This is a genomic window from Streptomyces sp. NPDC025806, from assembly GCF_055558275.1.
Genome location: NZ_JBVHMU010000003.1, coordinates 326,377 through 343,499, shown reverse-complemented (window position 1 = coordinate 343,499; position 17,123 = coordinate 326,377). Strand labels below are relative to the sequence as shown.

16 protein-coding genes are annotated in these 17,123 nt (G+C 72.1%); 3 read left to right on the top strand and 13 right to left on the bottom strand.

The features are described from left to right. Nucleotides 1-5: 5 nt before the first annotated feature. Entirely contained in the window at nucleotides 6-989 is a 984-nt protein-coding gene (locus ACZ4E1_RS08605) for an ArsR/SmtB family transcription factor (RefSeq protein WP_467537108.1), read from the bottom strand. Between the two features lie 81 nt (nucleotides 990-1,070). Between ACZ4E1_RS08605 and ACZ4E1_RS08600 the strand changes: the two genes are divergently transcribed. Then, the gene (locus ACZ4E1_RS08600) at nucleotides 1,071-2,348 is read left to right on the top strand and encodes an MFS transporter (RefSeq protein WP_467537107.1); all 1,278 of its coding nucleotides are present in this window, start codon (nucleotides 1,071-1,073) and stop codon (nucleotides 2,346-2,348) included. 2 nt (nucleotides 2,349-2,350) lie between these two features. On the opposite strand, the gene ACZ4E1_RS08595 is transcribed toward ACZ4E1_RS08600, so the two are convergent. Beyond that, nucleotides 2,351-2,932, bottom strand: a complete 582-nt coding sequence (locus tag ACZ4E1_RS08595) for a TIGR03086 family metal-binding protein (protein WP_467537105.1) — start codon at nucleotides 2,930-2,932, stop codon at nucleotides 2,351-2,353. A gap of 54 nt (nucleotides 2,933-2,986) precedes the next feature. Further along, a complete protein-coding gene (locus tag ACZ4E1_RS08590; RefSeq protein WP_467537103.1) occupies nucleotides 2,987-3,997 on the bottom strand; it encodes a ketopantoate reductase family protein in 1,011 nt (336 codons plus the stop codon). A gap of 61 nt (nucleotides 3,998-4,058) precedes the next feature. On the opposite strand from ACZ4E1_RS08590, the gene ACZ4E1_RS08585 reads away from it, so the two are divergent. After that, entirely contained in the window at nucleotides 4,059-4,949 is an 891-nt protein-coding gene (locus ACZ4E1_RS08585) for an aldo/keto reductase (protein WP_467537102.1), read from the top strand. Nucleotides 4,950-4,953: 4 nt separating this feature from the next. Here the strand turns inward: ACZ4E1_RS08585 and ACZ4E1_RS08580 are convergent, their stop codons facing one another. The 6 genes from ACZ4E1_RS08580 to ACZ4E1_RS08555 form a co-directional block, all read right to left on the bottom strand. Beyond that, a complete protein-coding gene (locus tag ACZ4E1_RS08580; RefSeq protein WP_467537100.1) occupies nucleotides 4,954-5,529 on the bottom strand; it encodes a DUF1697 domain-containing protein in 576 nt (191 codons plus the stop codon). Nucleotides 5,530-5,625: 96 nt separating this feature from the next. Further along, entirely contained in the window at nucleotides 5,626-6,834 is a 1,209-nt protein-coding gene (locus ACZ4E1_RS08575) for a S8 family peptidase (RefSeq protein ID WP_467537098.1), read from the bottom strand. 364 nt (nucleotides 6,835-7,198) lie between these two features. Then, nucleotides 7,199-8,278, bottom strand: a complete 1,080-nt coding sequence (locus tag ACZ4E1_RS08570; protein WP_467537097.1) for a CDP-alcohol phosphatidyltransferase family protein — start codon at nucleotides 8,276-8,278, stop codon at nucleotides 7,199-7,201. 203 nt (nucleotides 8,279-8,481) lie between these two features. Then, nucleotides 8,482-9,789 (bottom strand): ABC transporter substrate-binding protein, encoded by a 1,308-nt coding sequence (locus ACZ4E1_RS08565; RefSeq protein ID WP_467537096.1) that lies wholly within the window; start codon nucleotides 9,787-9,789, stop codon nucleotides 8,482-8,484. Beyond that, complete coding sequence (locus ACZ4E1_RS08560) at nucleotides 9,789-10,619, bottom strand: carbohydrate ABC transporter permease (protein WP_467537093.1); 831 nt, start codon at nucleotides 10,617-10,619, stop codon at nucleotides 9,789-9,791. The genes ACZ4E1_RS08565 and ACZ4E1_RS08560 overlap by 1 nt, the downstream gene beginning before the upstream one ends. Continuing rightward, entirely contained in the window at nucleotides 10,619-11,560 is a 942-nt protein-coding gene (locus tag ACZ4E1_RS08555; RefSeq protein WP_467537090.1) for a carbohydrate ABC transporter permease, read from the bottom strand. The genes ACZ4E1_RS08560 and ACZ4E1_RS08555 overlap by 1 nt, the downstream gene beginning before the upstream one ends. Nucleotides 11,561-11,758: 198 nt before the next feature. On the opposite strand from ACZ4E1_RS08555, the gene ACZ4E1_RS08550 reads away from it, so the two are divergent. Continuing rightward, nucleotides 11,759-12,640, top strand: coding sequence for a phosphotransferase enzyme family protein (locus ACZ4E1_RS08550; protein ID WP_467537089.1), 882 nt, complete (start codon nucleotides 11,759-11,761; stop codon nucleotides 12,638-12,640). A 71-nt stretch (nucleotides 12,641-12,711) separates the two neighbouring features. Here ACZ4E1_RS08550 and ACZ4E1_RS08545 read toward each other — a convergent pair whose 3' ends face one another. The 4 genes from ACZ4E1_RS08545 to ACZ4E1_RS08530 form a co-directional block, all read right to left on the bottom strand. Further along, nucleotides 12,712-13,437 (bottom strand): exonuclease domain-containing protein, encoded by a 726-nt coding sequence (locus ACZ4E1_RS08545; RefSeq protein WP_467537088.1) that lies wholly within the window; start codon nucleotides 13,435-13,437, stop codon nucleotides 12,712-12,714. 91 nt (nucleotides 13,438-13,528) lie between these two features. Next, nucleotides 13,529-14,797, bottom strand: coding sequence for an SAV2148 family HEPN domain-containing protein (locus ACZ4E1_RS08540; RefSeq protein WP_467537086.1), 1,269 nt, complete (start codon nucleotides 14,795-14,797; stop codon nucleotides 13,529-13,531). Between the two features lie 114 nt (nucleotides 14,798-14,911). Continuing rightward, entirely contained in the window at nucleotides 14,912-16,237 is a 1,326-nt protein-coding gene (locus ACZ4E1_RS08535; RefSeq protein WP_467537084.1) for a copper amine oxidase, read from the bottom strand. 65 nt (nucleotides 16,238-16,302) lie between these two features. Beyond that, nucleotides 16,303-17,094, bottom strand: coding sequence for a Tat pathway signal sequence domain protein (locus ACZ4E1_RS08530; protein ID WP_467537083.1), 792 nt, complete (start codon nucleotides 17,092-17,094; stop codon nucleotides 16,303-16,305). Nucleotides 17,095-17,123 lie beyond the last annotated feature (29 nt).

The following is a 17,123-nucleotide window of genomic DNA, read 5'->3' as shown; positions in this document are numbered from 1 at the left end:
CCGGTTCAGCCGCACAGGCGCTCCCCCAGCTCGCTGCGCGCATAACGAACACTGCGCCCGCTGCGGGTGCGCTGGAGGAGGCCCGCGTCGTAGAGGACGGACAGGTGCTGGCTCACCGCGCCGGGGGTGACCGACAGGCGGTGGGCGAGTTCGGTCGTGGACGCCGGGTCGGCGAGGAGGAGCAGGATGCGGGCGCGGGGCACGCCCAGGAGGCGGCTGAGCGCCGCGTCGGTGACCGGGGGCGGGGTCTCGGAGATCGTGGCGCGACCGCGGGCCGGATAGCTGAGCAGGGGCGGCAGCGTGGGGTCGATGTTCGTGTGGGCGCCGAGCGCGAAGAGGGTGGGGATCACGACGAGGCCCCGGCCGCCGATCTCGATGTCGGCGGTGGGCCACGGGTGGCCGTCTCCCTTCTTCCTGATGGTGAGCACCTCGCCGTCCCAGGTGAGCCGCGGGTCGAGACTGGAGAAGAGGCCGCCCGCGCCTTCCTCGGCGAGGACCTTGCCGCGGTGGGCGAGGTCGGCTTCGAGCACCGAGTGCACGCGCGGCCACCAGTCGGGGGCGAGGCAGGTGTGCCAATAGGCGTCCAGGGCCCGGCAGACGCGGTCGAGGAGGCGCTCCGGGTCCGCTAGTCCGTCCCGCAGGACCGGCGGCAGGGCGTGGGCGCCGTACGCGGCGGTGAACTGGGGGCGCAGCAGGGCGGGCGGCGTGGTGCGCAGTTCGGCGAGCTGGCGGGCGAAGACGGGGCGCGGGCGGTCGGGGCGCGGGGTGAGGAAGTCCGGGATCCACAGGCTCGGGGCGATCAGCGCGCCCAGCAGCTCGGCTTCGTCGAGACGGTGGAAGGCGGGGCCGAGCCGGCGCAGCCAGGGGCGCTGGTGCGGGTAGCGGGCGGAGTCGCGCCAGCAGCGCAGGGAGTAGACGGCTTCCTGGAGCGGGGAGTAGGCGAAGGAGGTGCGGGCCAGGTCGCCGACGACGAAACGGAACTCGATCACCCGGTCGCCTCCTCGTGGTGAGGGTTTAGTCAGAGGCTAAAGGAATGTCGCCGGGCGCGGTGCGGCCGGTTCCCTGGAGTCATGACCTCGTCACCTCCGGTCCCCGCCCCCGTGTCCGCTCAGGAACGAACGCCCGCCACCCGCTTCGCCGGGCTCCTGCCGACCGATCCGCAGTTGCTGCGCCTGTCGCTGCTGACGCTGCTCAACGCCTTCGGGCGCGGCCTGTTCTTCCCCGTCAGTGTCCTGTACTTCACCCGCGTCGTGGGCCTCGGCGCCACCTCGGTGGGCGTCGGCCTCACGATCGCGGGCCTGTTCGGCATCGCGGCCGGGGTGCCCGCCGGGCGGGCCTCGGACCGGTGGGGGCGGCGCCCGGTGCTGACCGTCCTGTGGGTGGGGTGCGGGGTGATGCTGGTCGCGTACACGGTGGTCGGCTCGTACGCCGCGTTCCTGGCGACGGCGATCGGCTACGCGGCCCTGTGCCAGGCGAGCATGGGGGTGCGCAACGCCCTGTACACGGACGTGCTGCCGCCGGCGACACGGGTCGAGGGGCGGGCGCATCTGCGGATGGTCACCAATGTGGGCATGGGGGTCGGCGGCGCGTTCGGCGCGCTGGCGCTCCAGGCGGACAGCCGGGCCGGGTACACGGCGCTGATCCTGGTGGACGCCGTCGCGTTCGCGGTGTCGGCGCTGATGGTGCTGCGGCTGCCGGGCGCCGCGGGCCGGAAGGCGGAGCGGGACGCGCCGGTGGGCAGCCGCTGGCGGGCGGTGCGCGATCTGCCGTACCTCGCGGTGACCTGCTCCAACGCCGTACTGGCCTTGCAGTACAGCCTGTTGGAGGTGGGGCTGCCGCTGTGGATCGTGCAGCACACGGACGCGCCGCGCTGGACCGCCGCCCTGCTGATGATCCTCAACTGCGTCCTGGTGGCGCTGTTGCAGGTGCGGGTGACGCGGGGTGTGGAGGACCTGCCGGGCGCGGTGCGGGCGATGCGGCGCTCGGGGCTGCTGCTGGCGCTGTCGTGCGCGGCGTTCGCGTGCGCGGCGGGCCTGTCGCCGATGGCGGCGCTCGGGGTGCTCGTGGTGGGCGCAGTGGTGCAGGTGCTCGCCGAGGTGCTGTCGGCGGCGGGCGGCTGGACGGTCGGCTACGGTCTGGCCGACGCCCGGGCGCAGGGCGTCTATCAGGGCGTGTTCAACTCGGGGCAGGCCGCGGCGACGATGGCGGCGCCCGCCCTGGTGACCGTCACCGCGATCGAGCACGGCCCGCTGGGCTGGGCCGTGCTCGCCGTGCTGTTCGTCGGCGCGGGCCTGGGCATGGCCCCCGCGGTGCTCCGGGCGCGGCGGGACGCCTGGCGCGGTGAGTGACGTCAGCGCGGGTCGCGTCCGCTGAGGGCGAGGGCGCGGGTGAAGTCCGAGGCGCCGTCCGGGAGTTCGACGGCGGCGCCGAAGCCCTCGTACTGGCGGTACATCTCGGCGTTCGCGGAGACCACGTCGAGGATGACGGCGCCGGCGGCGTCCGAGACCTTGAAGTCCTGGCCGGTGGCGTGGGCCACGTCCCAGCCGTGCAGGGCCAGTTCGAGCAGGAGCAGCGCGGCGACCTCGGGTGCGGCCTGATGGGCGAAGCCGAGGTCGATCTCGCCCTCCCACGCGGCGGGTTCGGCCCAGGCGGCGACGGCCCGGTCGAGCTGGGCGGCGAAGGCCGTCGCCCATGCGGGGTCGGTGGTGAAGTCGCGGGCGGTCAGTTCGTCGGGGAGCGCCTTGCGCAGGGCGCGGTGCTCCAGCCCGTGGGAGCCGTAGAGCACCCAGTGGTTGACCAGCGTGCGCACGTCCCAGTCGCCGCAGCCGGACGGCTCCCCGAGCCGGTTCTGCCCGACACCGGCCGCGACGCGGGCGGACTCGGCGGCACACTCGCTCAGATGGGGCTGTACGTTCTCGCGTCGAAGTTCCATGCCGTCGACTCTACGGAGCGCGCCGCGCCGTCTCTTGAACAAACGCGACAGGGGTCAGCGGGCGGCCCGCGCGTCGACGGCCGCGGTCAGTTCGGCGACCGGTGTGGCGCCCGGCGGGCAGCCCTGGCGCGCGGCCTCGTCGGCCCGTTCGCGGAGCACGTCGTTGACGGGCGTGGGGACGCCGTGCTCCCTGCCCAGGCGGCCGATCTCACCGTTGAGCCAGTCGGCCTCGATCGTGCCGGTGCCGCGTCGCAGCGACTGCCAGGAGGAGCCGCCGCCGCGCGGGGTCCCGTCGAAGGACTCGAGCCGGATCCGGTCCCCGCGCCAGGTCCGCTCCTCCTCCGGGGAGGCGTACGGGATGCCGGCGGCGGCGAGGACGGCCTCGCCCTCGGCACGGGCCCGCGCGTACAGGGCCTGGGTGGCGTCGGAGGTCCGCTCGCCGCACAGCGCCTCGATCGCGTTGGAGAGGTTGGCGAGGAGTTTGGCGTACTTCCAGCGCATGACGTCACCGACGACCGGGGCGTCGAGGCGGGAGCGCTTCAGGGCGGCGGCGATCTCCCGCACGATGTCGTCGGCGCCGGCCGGGTAGGTGCCGAGGTGGAGGATGCCGGTGAGCGGGGTGCCGTCGGCGCGGACGATGCCGGGTTCGGCGAACGTGGCGGGGAGCCACACGCACATCGCGTACACGTGCCGGAAGGTCCGCGCGGCGAACCGCTCGCTCGCGACGCCGTTCTGCGCGCACACGAGCGGAATCCGCTCGCTCGCGGTGCCCCCGCCCTCGACGGGGCGGCTGGCCCAGGCGTCGAGCGCGGCGACGCTGTCCTGCGTCTTCACGGCGAGCAGCAGGACGTCGTCGGCGCGCAGGGTGCCGAGGGACTCGGGGCCGTCCACGACCGGGGGCCGCAGGATGTGTTCGCCGTCGGGGGTCCGCAGGCGCAGGCCGTGGGCGCGCAGCGCCTCGTACTGGCGGCCACGGGCGGCGAGGACGACCTCGTGGCCATATTGCGCCAGCCGCCCGCCGATGGCTCCGCCGACCGCTCCTGCTCCGATGATCACGTAGCGCATGGGCCGAGCCTGCCACGGGATTCGGGATCCCGAGTGGTGCCCGATCGGATACGGTCGGAGCATGTCCGCCTCCCCGCGCCCCACCGCGCCCGCGCCGCACCCCGCCCCCGAGTTCGTCCTCGGCGGTGATCTGCCCGTGCGGCGGCTCGGGTACGGCACGGTGCAGCTGGCGGGGCCCGGGGTCTGGGGGCCGCGCGGCACCGACGCGGAGGCGACGGCCGTGCTGCGGCGGGCCGTCGAGCTCGGGGTGACGCTGGTCGACACGGCGGACAACTACGGTCCGGGGCTGGTCGAGGAGCGGGTCGCGGCGGCGCTGCACCCGTACCCGAAGGGGCTGGTCGTCGCCACGAAGGGCGGCGTGGTGCGGACCTCGGCCGAGGCCTGGCACGTGGAGGGGCGGCCCGAGCGGCTGCGCGCGATGTGCGAGGAGAGCCTGCGGCGGCTGCGCACGGACCGGATCGACCTGTACCAGCTGCACCGGTTCGACCCCGAGGTGCCGATGGCCGAACAGCTGGGCGCACTGCGGGAGTTGCGGGACGCGGGCAAGGTGAGGCACGTGGGTCTGGACTCGGTGACGGCCGAGCAGCTGCAGGCGGCGCTCGATCTGGACCTCGTGCCGATCGTGTCCGTGCAGAACCGCTACAACATCCTGGACCGGGTGTCGGAGCCGCTGCTGGAGCTGTGCGAGGCCCGGGGCATCGCCTTCCTGCCGTGGTTCCCGCTGGGCAACGGCAGCCTCACGGAGCAGCCGGAGTGCGCCGCGATCGCGCGGGCGCACGGCGCGACCCCGTCACAGATCGCCCTGGCCTGGCTGCTGCACCACTCCCCCGTGCTGTGCCCGACGCCGGGCACGGGCTCGGTCGCACACCTGGAGGAGAACCTGGGGGCGGCGGCGATCCGGCTGACGCCGCGGGAGCTGGCCAGGCTGGACACGCTCGCTCCCGTGGCGTGAGCTCCTACGACGACGTGGCCTCCGGCGCCGTGAGCTCCACCAGCTTCCGCACGGTGTTCCAGTTGCGGCTGGTGGCGATCAGGCCCCGGTTAAGCGCGGCACTGGAGAGGCGGGCACCGAGCTTCGAGGTGCCGAGTCCGGTGGGCGCGTAGAGATAGAGGGCGCGGTCGCCGAGGCGGAAGTCCTCGGGGGCGTAGGCGGCCGGGTCGACGGCGGCGAAGCGCTCGGGGGTGACCGGCTCGGAGAAGTACGTGACGTGCAGCTGCTTGCCCTCCAACTCGGCTGCGGGGAAAGGGCAGTTGTCGCGCACGGCGGTGAGGTAGGCGTGGTCGCGCACGACGACCTCGACGGTGAAGCCGAACTCGGCCGCGATCGCCGCCTCGATCTCGCGGGCGAGCACGTCGTCGTCGGTGACCGCAGCGGTGAAGGCCGCGTTGCCGCTCTGCAGATAGGTCCGCACGTCGGTGTGGCCCAGGCCCTCGATCAGCGACCGCAGCCGCGCCATCGGAACCTTCTTGGCCTTGACCTTGCCGCCCACGTTGATGCCGCGCAGCAGCGCCGCGTATCGCTTGACCGTCATGCGCACACCCTAAGCGGACCGGGTCCCACGAGACCGAAGCGGCCGCCGTGCCCCGTGGGGGTGAGCACGACGGCCGCCGATCGGTGCAGCCGGGTGTTACTCGACGATCTTCAGGAGCTTGTTCGGGGTGCCCTCGGTCGCGTTCTTGATCGCGTCCGGGGTGGCACCGTCGGTGAGCGCCTTGGCGACGTCGGCCGGGGCGGCGTCCGGGTGGCCCGCGAGGTAGACGGCGGCGGCGCCGACGACGTGCGGGGTGGCCATGGACGTGCCCGAGATGGTGTTCGTGGCGTCGTCACCCGTGTTCCAGTCGGACGTGATGTCCGAGCCGGGGGCGTAGATGTCCACGATCTTGCCGTAGTTGGAGAAGTCGGACTGCTCGTCGTCCTTGGTGGAGGAGGCGACCGTGATGGCCTCCGGGACGCGGGCGGGGCTGGACTGCGAGGCGTCGGACGACTCGTTGCCCGCCGCGACGGCGAAGGTGACGCCGGACGCGATGGACTTCTGGACCGCGGCGTCGAGCGCCTCGTCCGCGCCGCCGCCGAGCGACATGTTGGCGACCGAGGGGCCCTGGTGGTTCTGGGTCACCCAGTCGATGCCGGCGACGACCTGCTCGGTGGTGCCGGAGCCCTGGTCGTCGAGGACGCGGACGGCGACGATCTTCGCCTTCTTGGCGACACCGTGGGCGTCACCGGCGATGGTGCCGGCGACGTGCGTGCCGTGCCCGTTGCCGTCGTCGGCGCTGTCGTCGTTGTCGACGGCGTCGAAGCCGTAGGAGGCGCGACCGCCGAAGTCCTTGTGGCTGATGCGGACACCGGTGTCGATGACGTACGCGGTGACGCCCTCGCCGGCGGAGTCCGGGTAGGTGTACTTGCTGTCGCCGGCGGTGTCCGCCTGGTCGATGCGGTCCAGGCCCCACGACGGCGGGTTGTCCTGAGTCGCGTCGATGTGGAACTTCTTGTTCTGGACGACCTTGTCGACCGACTTGTCGGCGGCGAGGCGCTTGGCCTCGGTCTCCGACAGGCCCTTGACCGAGAAGCCGTTGACGGCGGACTTGTAGTTCCGCGCGAGCGTGCCGCCGTACTCCTTGGCCAGGTCCTTCTTGGCGTCGGCGCCGGCCTTCTGGTCCAGCAGCACGATGTAGCTGCCGGAGACGGCGCCCTTGGCGTCGAGGCCGTAGACCTTGCCCTCGGCGGGGGCGGCGGCGCCGGCGAATCCGCCCGTGAGGACGGTGACGCCCACGGCGGTGGCAGCGGTGGCTATCGCAGCGGTCAGCTTGATGGAGCGGCCACGCTTGTGAGTTGCCATGAAGAGGGGTCTCCTCGTGGTGTGTGGGGGGATGTGACGTTCTGCGCACATGGCAGCGTGCGCGCACGGTTCTACGCGCGTGGGGGCGCGCAAATTCGTGCAACCTCGGTCAATCTCCGGAAGATGTCCCGGGGTTGGGACGAAACCCTGTCCGATTGACGCGACCAGATCAAGGCCTACATACACCTGTGACTTGTTCAACAAGGTTCTGTAATAACAAACAAGACAGATCGGCCAGGCGGCGCAGCAATTCGTGCCAGGACGACAGCACTTGACAGCAAAAGGAAGGGGTCCGCGTCAGGTGACGCGGGCCCCCACTTGTGAAGAAAGCTCCGGGATGAACCCGGGAACGATCCGGGAGAGATCAGGCGACGGCGGACAGTCCGTTCTCCCCGGACTCCGCGGGCTCCCCGTTCTCCCGCCGCTGCTCCGACTCCTCGAACGAGGCGAGGGTGCGGCCGAAGTCACGGGTGGACAGCAGCAGCTTGTAGATGATGGCGAGTTCGAAGACGAGCAGCAGGGCGCCCGCGACGACGGTCGCGCCGATCACCTGGTCGACGAGCGGGCCGATGATGAAGACGGCCATCTGGAACTCGATACCGCTCACCAGGTGCGTGCGGATGCGGTGCCGCAGCAGGAAGGAGCGGAAGCGGAGGTAGATCGGGAAGCGGCTGCGGAACTCCTGGTGCAGGTCCACGACCTGGGCCTTGCGCCGCTTGACGGGCTCCTCCTCGCCGGCCTCCCGCGCCTCGCCGGCCTCCCGCGCCTCGCCGGCCGCGAGGGTCTCCTGCCCCTCCAGGGCCTCCTCGTCGCGCGCGTCCTGCGAGGCGGTGCGCAGGTCCTGCTCGATGTCGGCCTCGGGGTTGGCCCGCAGCAGGTCCTCCATGAACGCGATGCCCGCCGCGTTCTCGGCCCGACGGGCCGCGCGCATACGCGACTTGATCTGCTTGCGCATCGTGTGCCGGGTCTTGAAGATCTCCAGCGAGTTGATGTAACGCAGGCCGTCGAGGAAGACGACGACCACCGCGAGCCACACGTAGACGAGCTCACCGGTGCGGTGGTACTGACCGGCCATCAGCGCCACGGCGCAGGCCATGACGCGGATGCGGTCGAAGATGTAGTCGAGCCAGGCGCCGAAGACGGAGCCCTGGCCGGTGAGCCGGGCGACCTTTCCGTCCATGCAGTCGAGGACGAAGCTCAGGTGGTAGACGACCGCGCCCAGGATCAGCCAGCGCCAGTCCCCCATCGCGAAGCAGGCGGCGGAGACCAGGCCGAGCAGCAGGGCTCCCCAGGTGATCTGGTTCGGCGTGATGCGCGTCCATCGGGCCGTCAGCCGTACGAGCGGCGTGGCGACCGGATCGACGAGCAGCACGGTCCACCAGGCGTCGCGCTTCTTCTGGGTGACGCGACGTACCTCGTGCAACGGTGGTATGTCTCGGGGCATCGTGCCGACCATCTTTCCTTTGTTCAGAACATGTTCACCTCACGCTAGAAAGTGGTTTGAGCAAGATTCAAGAAGCTCGATGTACAACCTTTACCGAGGGGTAACGGTCGTACGGGGCAACCGGATCCAGGAGAGCTGCGAGGCGATCCGTCGTTACCCGAGCGTTATCCGCCCGAGCGGGACCCGCCCCGCTCCGCCGCCGGCTACCGCTGGTACCGCGCCAGGACCAGGTTCCCGTCCTCGACCAGGCGGCGGCGCAGTTCGCCGAGGCCGATCGCGCCGCTGTAGTACTCCTGGAGCGCGGGGGTGGCCACCTTGTCCTTCCACTCCGGATAGCCCCGCACCGACTGGGCCGGGGCCGGGCTCAGGTGGGCGGCGAGGGCCGTGCCGACGGCCCAGCCGTCCTTCGCGGTGCGCAGCGCCGGGTCCTTCAGGGCCTCGGTGCCGGTGGGCGGCATCCAGTCGCCGCGCGCGAGCCGCACCATGTTCTGTGGCCGCAGCAGGAAGTCGATGAACCGCGCGGCCTCCTTCTTGTGCGGGCTGTCCTCGGCGACCGACAGGGTCTGCGGGCTGACGCCCTGGGCGAGCCCGTCGGCCCCGGCCGGGGCGGGCAGCACCTGCCACTCGAAGCCCTTCGGCGCCTGCTGCGCGATCTGCTGGCGGTAGGAGAAGCCGAGCGGGACCATCGCGTACTTCCCGGCGAAGAAGCCGGGCAGGGTGTCGGAGCCGCCCATGCCCAGGGTCGTGCCGGAGGCGCTGCGGTCGCTGTTCACCTGGTCGTGGACGGTTCGCGGCACGACGGCGTCGGCGGCCCCGAAGCGCACCGTGACCTTGCCGTCGGCCCCGCGGTGGAACAGCCGGCCGCCCGCCGAGAGGGACAGGTTGAGGGTCGCCGACACGGGTTCCTTGAGCGGCCAGGCCACTCCGTAGCGGCCCTTGCCGCTGAGCTTGCGCGTGACCGCGCGGAACTCGTCCCAGGTCCACGGATGTGCGGGCGTCGGGATCCGCACCCCGGAGGCCTTCAGCAGCTTCGCGTTCGCGACGAGGACGCGCGGTTCCTGGAGGAACGGCACACCGTACACGCCGTCGCCGAAGGTCGCCGTCTCCCAACTGCGCCGCGGGATGTCGGACTTGAGCCGGGCGGGAAGGTACGGGCGCAGGTCGGCGAGGTAGCCGCCGTACGCGAAGTCGGCGAGGTCGTCGGAGGCGTCGTGGATGATGTCGGGCGCCTCGCCGCCCTCGAAGGAGGTGAGGAGCTGGTCGTGGACGCTGTCCCAACTGCCCTGGACGTACTTCACACGGATGTCGGGGTGGAGCTCGTTCCACTCCGCGACGAGCTGCTTGTTGGCGTCGATGGACTCCTTCTGCCAGGCGAGCGACTGGAATTCGAGGGTGATCCGGCCGCCGCCCGCCCCGTCGCCCGCGTCGCCGGTGCAGCCGGCGAGCAGCAGGGTCAGGGACGCGGCGAGCGCGGTCAGCGTCGTCCGGAGCCCGAGGACGCGGCGGGCCATCACTTCACCGCCCCCGCCAGCAGGCCGCCGGTGATCCGCCGCTGGATCAGCGAGAAGATCAGGAGCGACGGCAGGGTGGCCAGGAACGCGGCGGCGGCGAGCGGCCCGAGGTCGGCGACGCCCTCGGCGCCCAGGAAGTGGGTGAGGATCACCGGCAGGGTCTGCCTCTCGGGCGACTTCATCAGGACCAGCGCGAAGAAGAACTCGTTCCAGGCGGTCACGAACGCGAACAGCCCGGTCGCGACGATGCCGGGCATCAGCAGCGGCGCCGTCACGGAGACGAGGATCCGCAGCCGGCCCGCGCCGTCGACGGCCGCCGCCTCCTCCAGATCGCGCGGCACGGCCCGTACGTAGCCGACGAGCATCCACAGCGCGAAGGGCAGCGCCCACACGACGTAGACCATGATCAGGCCGGGCAGCGCGTTGATCAGGTGCAGGTTCTTGAGGATCAGGAACAGCGGGATGATCACCAGGACGAAGGGGAACGCCTGGCTGACCACGACCCAGCCGGTCGCCGCCCGCGACAGGAACGAGCGGTGGCGGGCCATCACATAGGCCATCGGGGTCGCGATGACGACGGCGATGACGGCGGCCGACACGGCCACGAGCAGCGAGTTCCCGGCGGCGCGCAGCAGCGGCTGCTCGTCGAAGGCCTGCCGGAAGTTGTCGAGGGTGGGGTCCTTCGGGATCCAGGTGGGGTGCAGGCTCGCGAGTTCGCGGGGCGGTTTGAACGCGGTGGAGACCAGCCACAGGAACGGGAAGGCGAGGAAGACCAGATAGGCGAGGAGCGCGAGGTACTGGCCCGCGCGGGCGGGCTTCGAAGTCCGCATCACTGCTCGTCGCCTCCCTTCAGCCGGCCCACGAGATAGAGGGCGAGGAGCACGGAGATCACGGCGACCATGACGCAGCCCATCGCCGCCGCGTAGCCGAACTGGCCGTAGCGGAAGGCCTCTTCGTACGCGAACAGCATCGGCAGGCGGGTCCGGCCGCCTGGGCCGCCGCTGGTCAGGACGTAGACGAGGGCGAAGGAGTTGAAGTTCCAGATGAAGTTGAGCGCGGTGATGGCGAGAGCCACCGGGCGGATAGCGGGCCAGGTCACCGTGCGGAAGCGGCGCCAGGCGCCGGCCCCGTCCATGGCCGCCGCCTCGTGCAGCTCGCGCGGGGTGTTCTGCAGCCCGGCGAGCAGGGCGACGGTGGTCTGTGGCATGCCCGCCCAGACGCCGACGACGATGACGGCGGGCAGCGCGGTGGCGAGGCCGGTCAGCCAGTCCCGGCCGTCGCCGAGACCGAGGTCCGACAGCGTCTGGTTGAGGACGCCCGCGTCCGGGTGGTAGACGAGCCGCCACATGATGCCGACGACGACCTCCGGCATCGCCCAGGGGACGATCGCCAGGGCCCGCGCCAGCCAGCGGAAGCGGAGGTTCTGGTTGAGCAGCAGGGCCAGGCCGAGCGCGAGCATGAACTGCGGCACGGTCACGCCGACGGCCCACAGCAGGCCGATGCGGAACGAGTCCCAGAACAGGGTGTCGTGCAGCAGGTCACGGAAGTTGAGGGCGCCGACCCACTGGGTGGGGTCGGTGCGGCCCGACTGGGCGTCGGTGAGCGCGAGGCCGATCCCGTACAGGAGGGGGCCCACGCTCAGGACGAGGATGGGCAGCAGCGCGGGCAGCACGAGGAACCAGGCGCCCCGGCCGCCCGGGGGTCCGGCGCCGCGGGGTGTGCGGACCGGGCGGTCCGTGGCGGGTCGCTTCACTGTGGTCGCCGTGGTCACCGGTGCGACTCCTTCGGGCCGGTTCGGGCGTGCGGACGGCACGTGCGGCTTCCGGCCGCCCCGGCGGCCCCTCGCCATGACCCTCCATGGCTCTGACATGGCTCTGTCATGGTCGTGACAGCGTCCTGCGACGTCAAGACATTCGGACGAGTGGGAGACTGAGCCCGTATCCCAGGCAGGAAGCGCAGGAGGCTCATGATGGACGAGGCACGGGCACGGGACGTGCTGGCGCGCGCCGGAGTGGTGGACGGACCGGTGTCCGGCGCCCGGCTGCTCGCGCTCGGGGAGAACGCGGTGTTCGCCGCCGGGGACCTCGTCGTCAAGGTGGGCCGGGACAGCGGCACGGGCGGTGCCGAACTGCTCGACCGGGCGCGCCGCGAGGTGGCGATCGCCGGGTATCTGGCCGAGCACGGGGTGCCCGCGGTGCGCGCCGCGAAGGACGAGGTGCTCGTGGTCGACGGACACCCGGTGACCGTGTGGCACCGCATCCCCGACGCGGTGCGGCCCGCCGAGCCGCGCGATCTGGCCGAGCTGCTGACGTCGGTGCACGCGCTGCCCGAGCCCGTCGGTATCCCCCTGCCGCGGCGGGAGTTGCTGGGCGGGGTCGAGCGGTGGCTGCGCCTGGCCGGGGACGCGATCGATCCGGCGGACGCGGACTATCTGCGGGAGCGGCGGGACGGGTTCGCCTCCGCCGCGGCCTCACTCGTCCCGCACCTCACCCCGGGGCCGATCCACGGGGACGCGCTGCCCCGCAATGTGCACATCGGGCCCGACGGGCCGGTGCTCGTCGACCTGGAGACCTTCTCCTCGGACCTGCGCGAGCACGATCTCGTGGTCATGGCGCTGTCCCGGGACCGGTACGGGGTGCCTGCCGCGGCCTATGACGCGTTCGTCGGGGCGTACGGGTGGGATGTGCGGGAGTGGGAGGGGTGTGCGGTGTTGCGCGGGGCGCGCGAGACGGCTTCCTGCGCTTGGGTCGCGCAGCACGCGCCGAGCAATCCGAAGGCGCTGGCCGAGTTCCGGCGGAGGGTGGCGTCCTTGCGGAACGGGGACACCGAGGTGCGCTGGTATCCGTTCTAGGGTCGGCTCTCCCGGCGTGGGCACGGGGCTCCGCCCCGGACCCCGGTCCTCGAACGCCGGACGGGCTGGATTCAGACGACGCTGGGATCCGCGGCGAGCTCGCGTATCGGCCACACCGGGTCCACCGTCGCCGTCTCGTCGCCCTTGCTTCGGAGGAAGGCCTGGAAGTCCGTCGCCCACTGCGCGTACCAGTCCACCTGACGGCGGTGCAGTTCGGCGGGGCCGAGGGCCGCGACCTTCGCGTGGCGCTCGCCTATCGCGCGGGCCAGGCGGGCCGCGGCCAGCGCGTCGGCCGAGGCGTCGTGCGCGGTGTCGAGCGTGACGCCGTACTCCGTGCAGACCGCCTCCAGGTTCCGCTTGCCCCTGCGGTAGCGGTCGACGCTGCGGTCGATCGTGTACGGGTCGACGACCGGGGCGGGGTCGAAGCCGAGCCGCTCGCGCAGCGAGGGCAGTCCGTACCGGGCGAGCTCGGCGGAGAGCAGGGTCAGGTCGAACGTCGCGTTGTACGCCACCACCGGGACGCCCGTGCGCCAGTACCCGACGAGGACCTCGGCGATCGCGTCGGCGACCCGGTCCGCCGGCTCGCCCTCGGCTCTCGCCCGCTCGTCGCTGATGCCGTGCACGGCGACCGCGTCGGCGGGGATAGGGACGCCCGGGTCCGCGAGCCACTGGCGGTGCCCGAGCACCGCGCCGTCCCTGACCTCGATGACCGCGCCGGTGACGATGCGCGCCTCGCGCGGATCCGTCCCCGTCGTCTCCAGGTCGAAGCCGATCAGCAGCTCCCGGTGCCAGCCCATGGCAGCCCCCTTCTCGTGGTGCGTTCCCCCAGTGGCCACCACCTTCGCACGGGCCACTGACAATCGGCCCGGCACCCCGTTCGGGCGGGATCTAGGAGACCGGCCGCGCGTCCGCCCAGGCCTGCTCGAATTCGTCGCGATATGTCACGAAGAGTCCATTCTCCCCCGTGTCGAGGGAACGGCCCGAGCGGACCACGCGGCCCCCGCCGCGCAGGACGAGCACCGGCGCCTCCATGCCGCGGGCGCGCCGCAGATAGGTCTGCACGACGGCGACCCCGTCCGAGCCGTCCCCGTCGACGAGGTACGCGGTGAAGCGCGGAGTCTCGTCGAAGACCTGGATCTCGAAGGCCCCGGGATCGCGCAGCCGGGCCCGCACCCGCCGCATGTGCAGGATGTTCATCTCGACGGCGCGGCTCAACTCGCCCCTTTTGAGCCCCAGTTCCCTTTCGCGGCGTTTGACCGCACTGGAGGCCGGGTTGAGGAAGAGCAGACGGACGCGGCAGCCGGACTCGGCGAGCCGGATGAGGCGGCGGCCGGAGAAGTTCTGCACCAGCAGGTTGAGCCCTATCCCGATGGCGTCGAGGCGGCGGGCCCCGCCGAACAGGTCCTCGGCGGGGAACTGGCGCAGCAGCCGCACCCGGTCCGAGTGGACGGCGACCACGTCCGCGTACCGGTCGCCGACGAGGTCCTCGACGGCGTCGACGGGGAGTCTGCGGGCGGACGGCACGTCCGACCCGGCGCCGAGTATCTCCAGCAGGCGCGCGGAGGCCCGCTCGGCCTGGGCGAGGACGGCCTCGGACAGCGCGCGGTTGCGGGAGACCACATTGCGCGTGACCTCCAGCTCGTCGAGGGCGAGCTCGACGTCGCGCCGGTCGTCGAAGTACGGCTCGAAGCACGGCCAGTGCTGGACCATCAGCTCCCGCAGCTGCGGGAGGGTCAGGAACGACAGGACGTTGTCGTCCGCCGGGTCGAGGAGGTAGCCCTTGCGGCGGCTGACCTCGCGCACGGCGACGGCCCGCTGGACCCACTCCTGCCCGGCGGGCCCGGCGGCGGCGACCACCCAGTCGTCGCCGTGCACGGGCTCGTAGACGGGCCGCAGGACGGCGGCGACGACGGCGCGCAGCCGCTGCTCCACCAGGTTCAGCCAGATGTAGGCGCGGCCGGCGCGCTGCGCGCGCGTGCGCACCTCGCGCCAGGCCTCGGTGCCCCAGTCCAGTTCGGGTCCGATCTGCGAGCCCATGTCCATGGGCCGGGCCAGCGACACCGCCCCGGGCGGGATGTCCACGGCGGCTGCCCCCTGGCCGTCCTGGCCCTCGTGACCCTCGTCGCCTGGGGGCAGCTCCAGCCCTCCCGAGCTCACCCGCTCCGCACCGCCTTCCGCCCCCGAGCCGTTTCGCGCCTTCCCCTCGGCAACGATCAAGGAAGGGTACTCCGGGAGCGGGCGGCGGTGCAGCCCGATGCGGGCGTCAGTTTCTCAACTGCCGCTTCCGGGAACCCCGTTCTGCCCCGCCAGGTCGGCGGGCGTGAGCGGATTCATAGCGGTCACGTCCCTGGGGGCCAGCGAGAAGCCCTGCCAGTGGACCGGCATGGGCTGCTGGTCCTCGTCCCGGGCGATGTGGTGGAACCCTATGTTGACCCAGGTGATCGGATGCGTCAGCGTCTGGCCGCCGACCCACTTGTCCACGCTCGTCCCGCCGCAGTGCGCCGAGGGGTTGTCGCTCGCGTACTGCTCGCACTTGTTGTACTCGGTGAAGTACACGTCGTGCTTGGTGAAGGAGCGCCCCGGGAACTTGTTGGAGCGGCCGGGGACGAACTCGTAGGAGCGGGGGTGCCCGTCCTTGTTCTTGCCGGCCTTGGAGACGACGCGCCACCAGCGCATGTCCTTGACGTCACCGGCGAGTTCCTTGGTGACCGGGGTGCGGGTCGTCTTCGTCTTGGGCGAGCCGTCGCCGACCGGTGAGGTCACCTTGGAGTCGTACTGCTCGACCTTGGCCTTGGGCGAGCCGTCCAGGCCGAAGTTGAGCCGCCAGAAGACGTTGTGGCTGTGGCTCTCCGCGTAGGCGGTGGCGCCCTTGCCGATGGGCCAGCCCTTGCCGTCGGTGCCGTCGTAGTCGTACGGGGAGAGGCTGCCCGTCGCACCGACGTTGGAGGTGATGGTGCCGTCGGAGGAGAAGCGCCACTCGGTGATGTACTCGTACCAGGACGCCTTGTTGACCGTGTAGAGGAGCAGGTCCTTGCCCTGGGCGCTGTAGAGCTTGCCGCTGCCGCCGGTCGACTCGTCGTCGCTGAGCCGGTACGCGTGCCCGCGCGCACGCGTGGTGGCGCAGAGGCCCTTCACGTCGCCGTTGTCGGGGACCTTGACGGTCTTGATGGTGCCGCCGGGGCACTCGGCAGGCCGCAGGTTCTGCAGGGCCTGGCCGAAGTCGGTGCCGGTGATGTCGTCGTACTCGGCCTGGCCGTCGTCGTAGGGGACGTGGACCTGGGCGAGGCGGGCGCTGGTGAGGACCTTGATCGGCGTCGCCTCGCCCTTGGGCTGGTAGCTGACGTCGTCGAGGACGAGCCCCGCCAGCGTGTTGTAGTGCCAGCACATGCGCCAGGTGGTGCCACCGTCGAGGGTCTGCTCGATGCGGTACGCGGCCGAGCAGGCGGGCGCGGCGGCGGCCCGCTGCGGGGCGGCGGGGGCGGCCTGGGCGGTGGGGCTCGTGGCGAGCGCGGTGCCGAGCAGCGCGGTGACGGCGAGGCCGGACAGGGCGAACGCGCGGCGTCTGCGCGGCGCGGCCTGGGTGGGTGTCTCGGGCATGCGGAAGTGCTCCCTCGTGCAGGAGAAGAAGTCGGAGGTCGGGACAGGGCGGTGGGGCCCCGTCCTCAGGAGAGACGGCCGACCGTGCGGTCGCTGAGGTCGACGACGAGGGCGCGCGTGTCGATCCACGGGCCGCTCTTGACCTTGGTGATGACGCGCAGGCAGCGGTGCGTGCCGCACGCGGCGAGGTCCGCCGGCACGTTCGCGACGGTGCCCTTGCGGAAGACCATGCCGCTGAGCTCCAGCTGACCCGGCTCGGTGAGCTTCTTGCCGGTGGCGTCCTTGTAGTCGGCCCGCAGGCCGGCGCCGAGGCGGTCGCCGATCAGCAGCCGGGCGGCCTCGGTCAGTTCGTCCCTGCCGGGCGGCGGCTGCACACCGTGGTCCGTGCTGGTGTCCTCGACCTTGCCGGTGTCGAGGTTGACGGTCTTCGTGACGACCGCGTCGCTCTTGTAGTCGTAGTAGACGACGTCCGCGCGGCGCTGGGCCGCGGCCGCGCCGCTCAGGCGCGGGTCGGTCTCCGTCAGGTTCGTCGACAGGTGCTCCGGGCCCCGGTCGCCCTCGACGTCCAGGGCGTTCCTGCGCAGATTGCCGCCCGCGACCGCGAGCTGCTCCGCGCGGTCGATCTCGGCGTCGGTGAGCGGATCGCGCCCGACGCCCTTCTCCCCCTCCTTCGGTGCGGCCTCGACGGTGCCCTCCGGGGCCACCGCGTCCCGCTCGGCCGCCGCGGCCTTGGCCGCGTCCCCCGCGGCTCCGGCGTCGTCGGGCAGGCTCACACCCACCGCCACGGCGGCTCCGGCGACCGCGAGGGCCACCCCTGTCACCAGCTTGCCCAGATGGCGTCTTGCTAGCGCGCGCACATCTTCCCCCTGCTTCCGCGGTTCCCCGC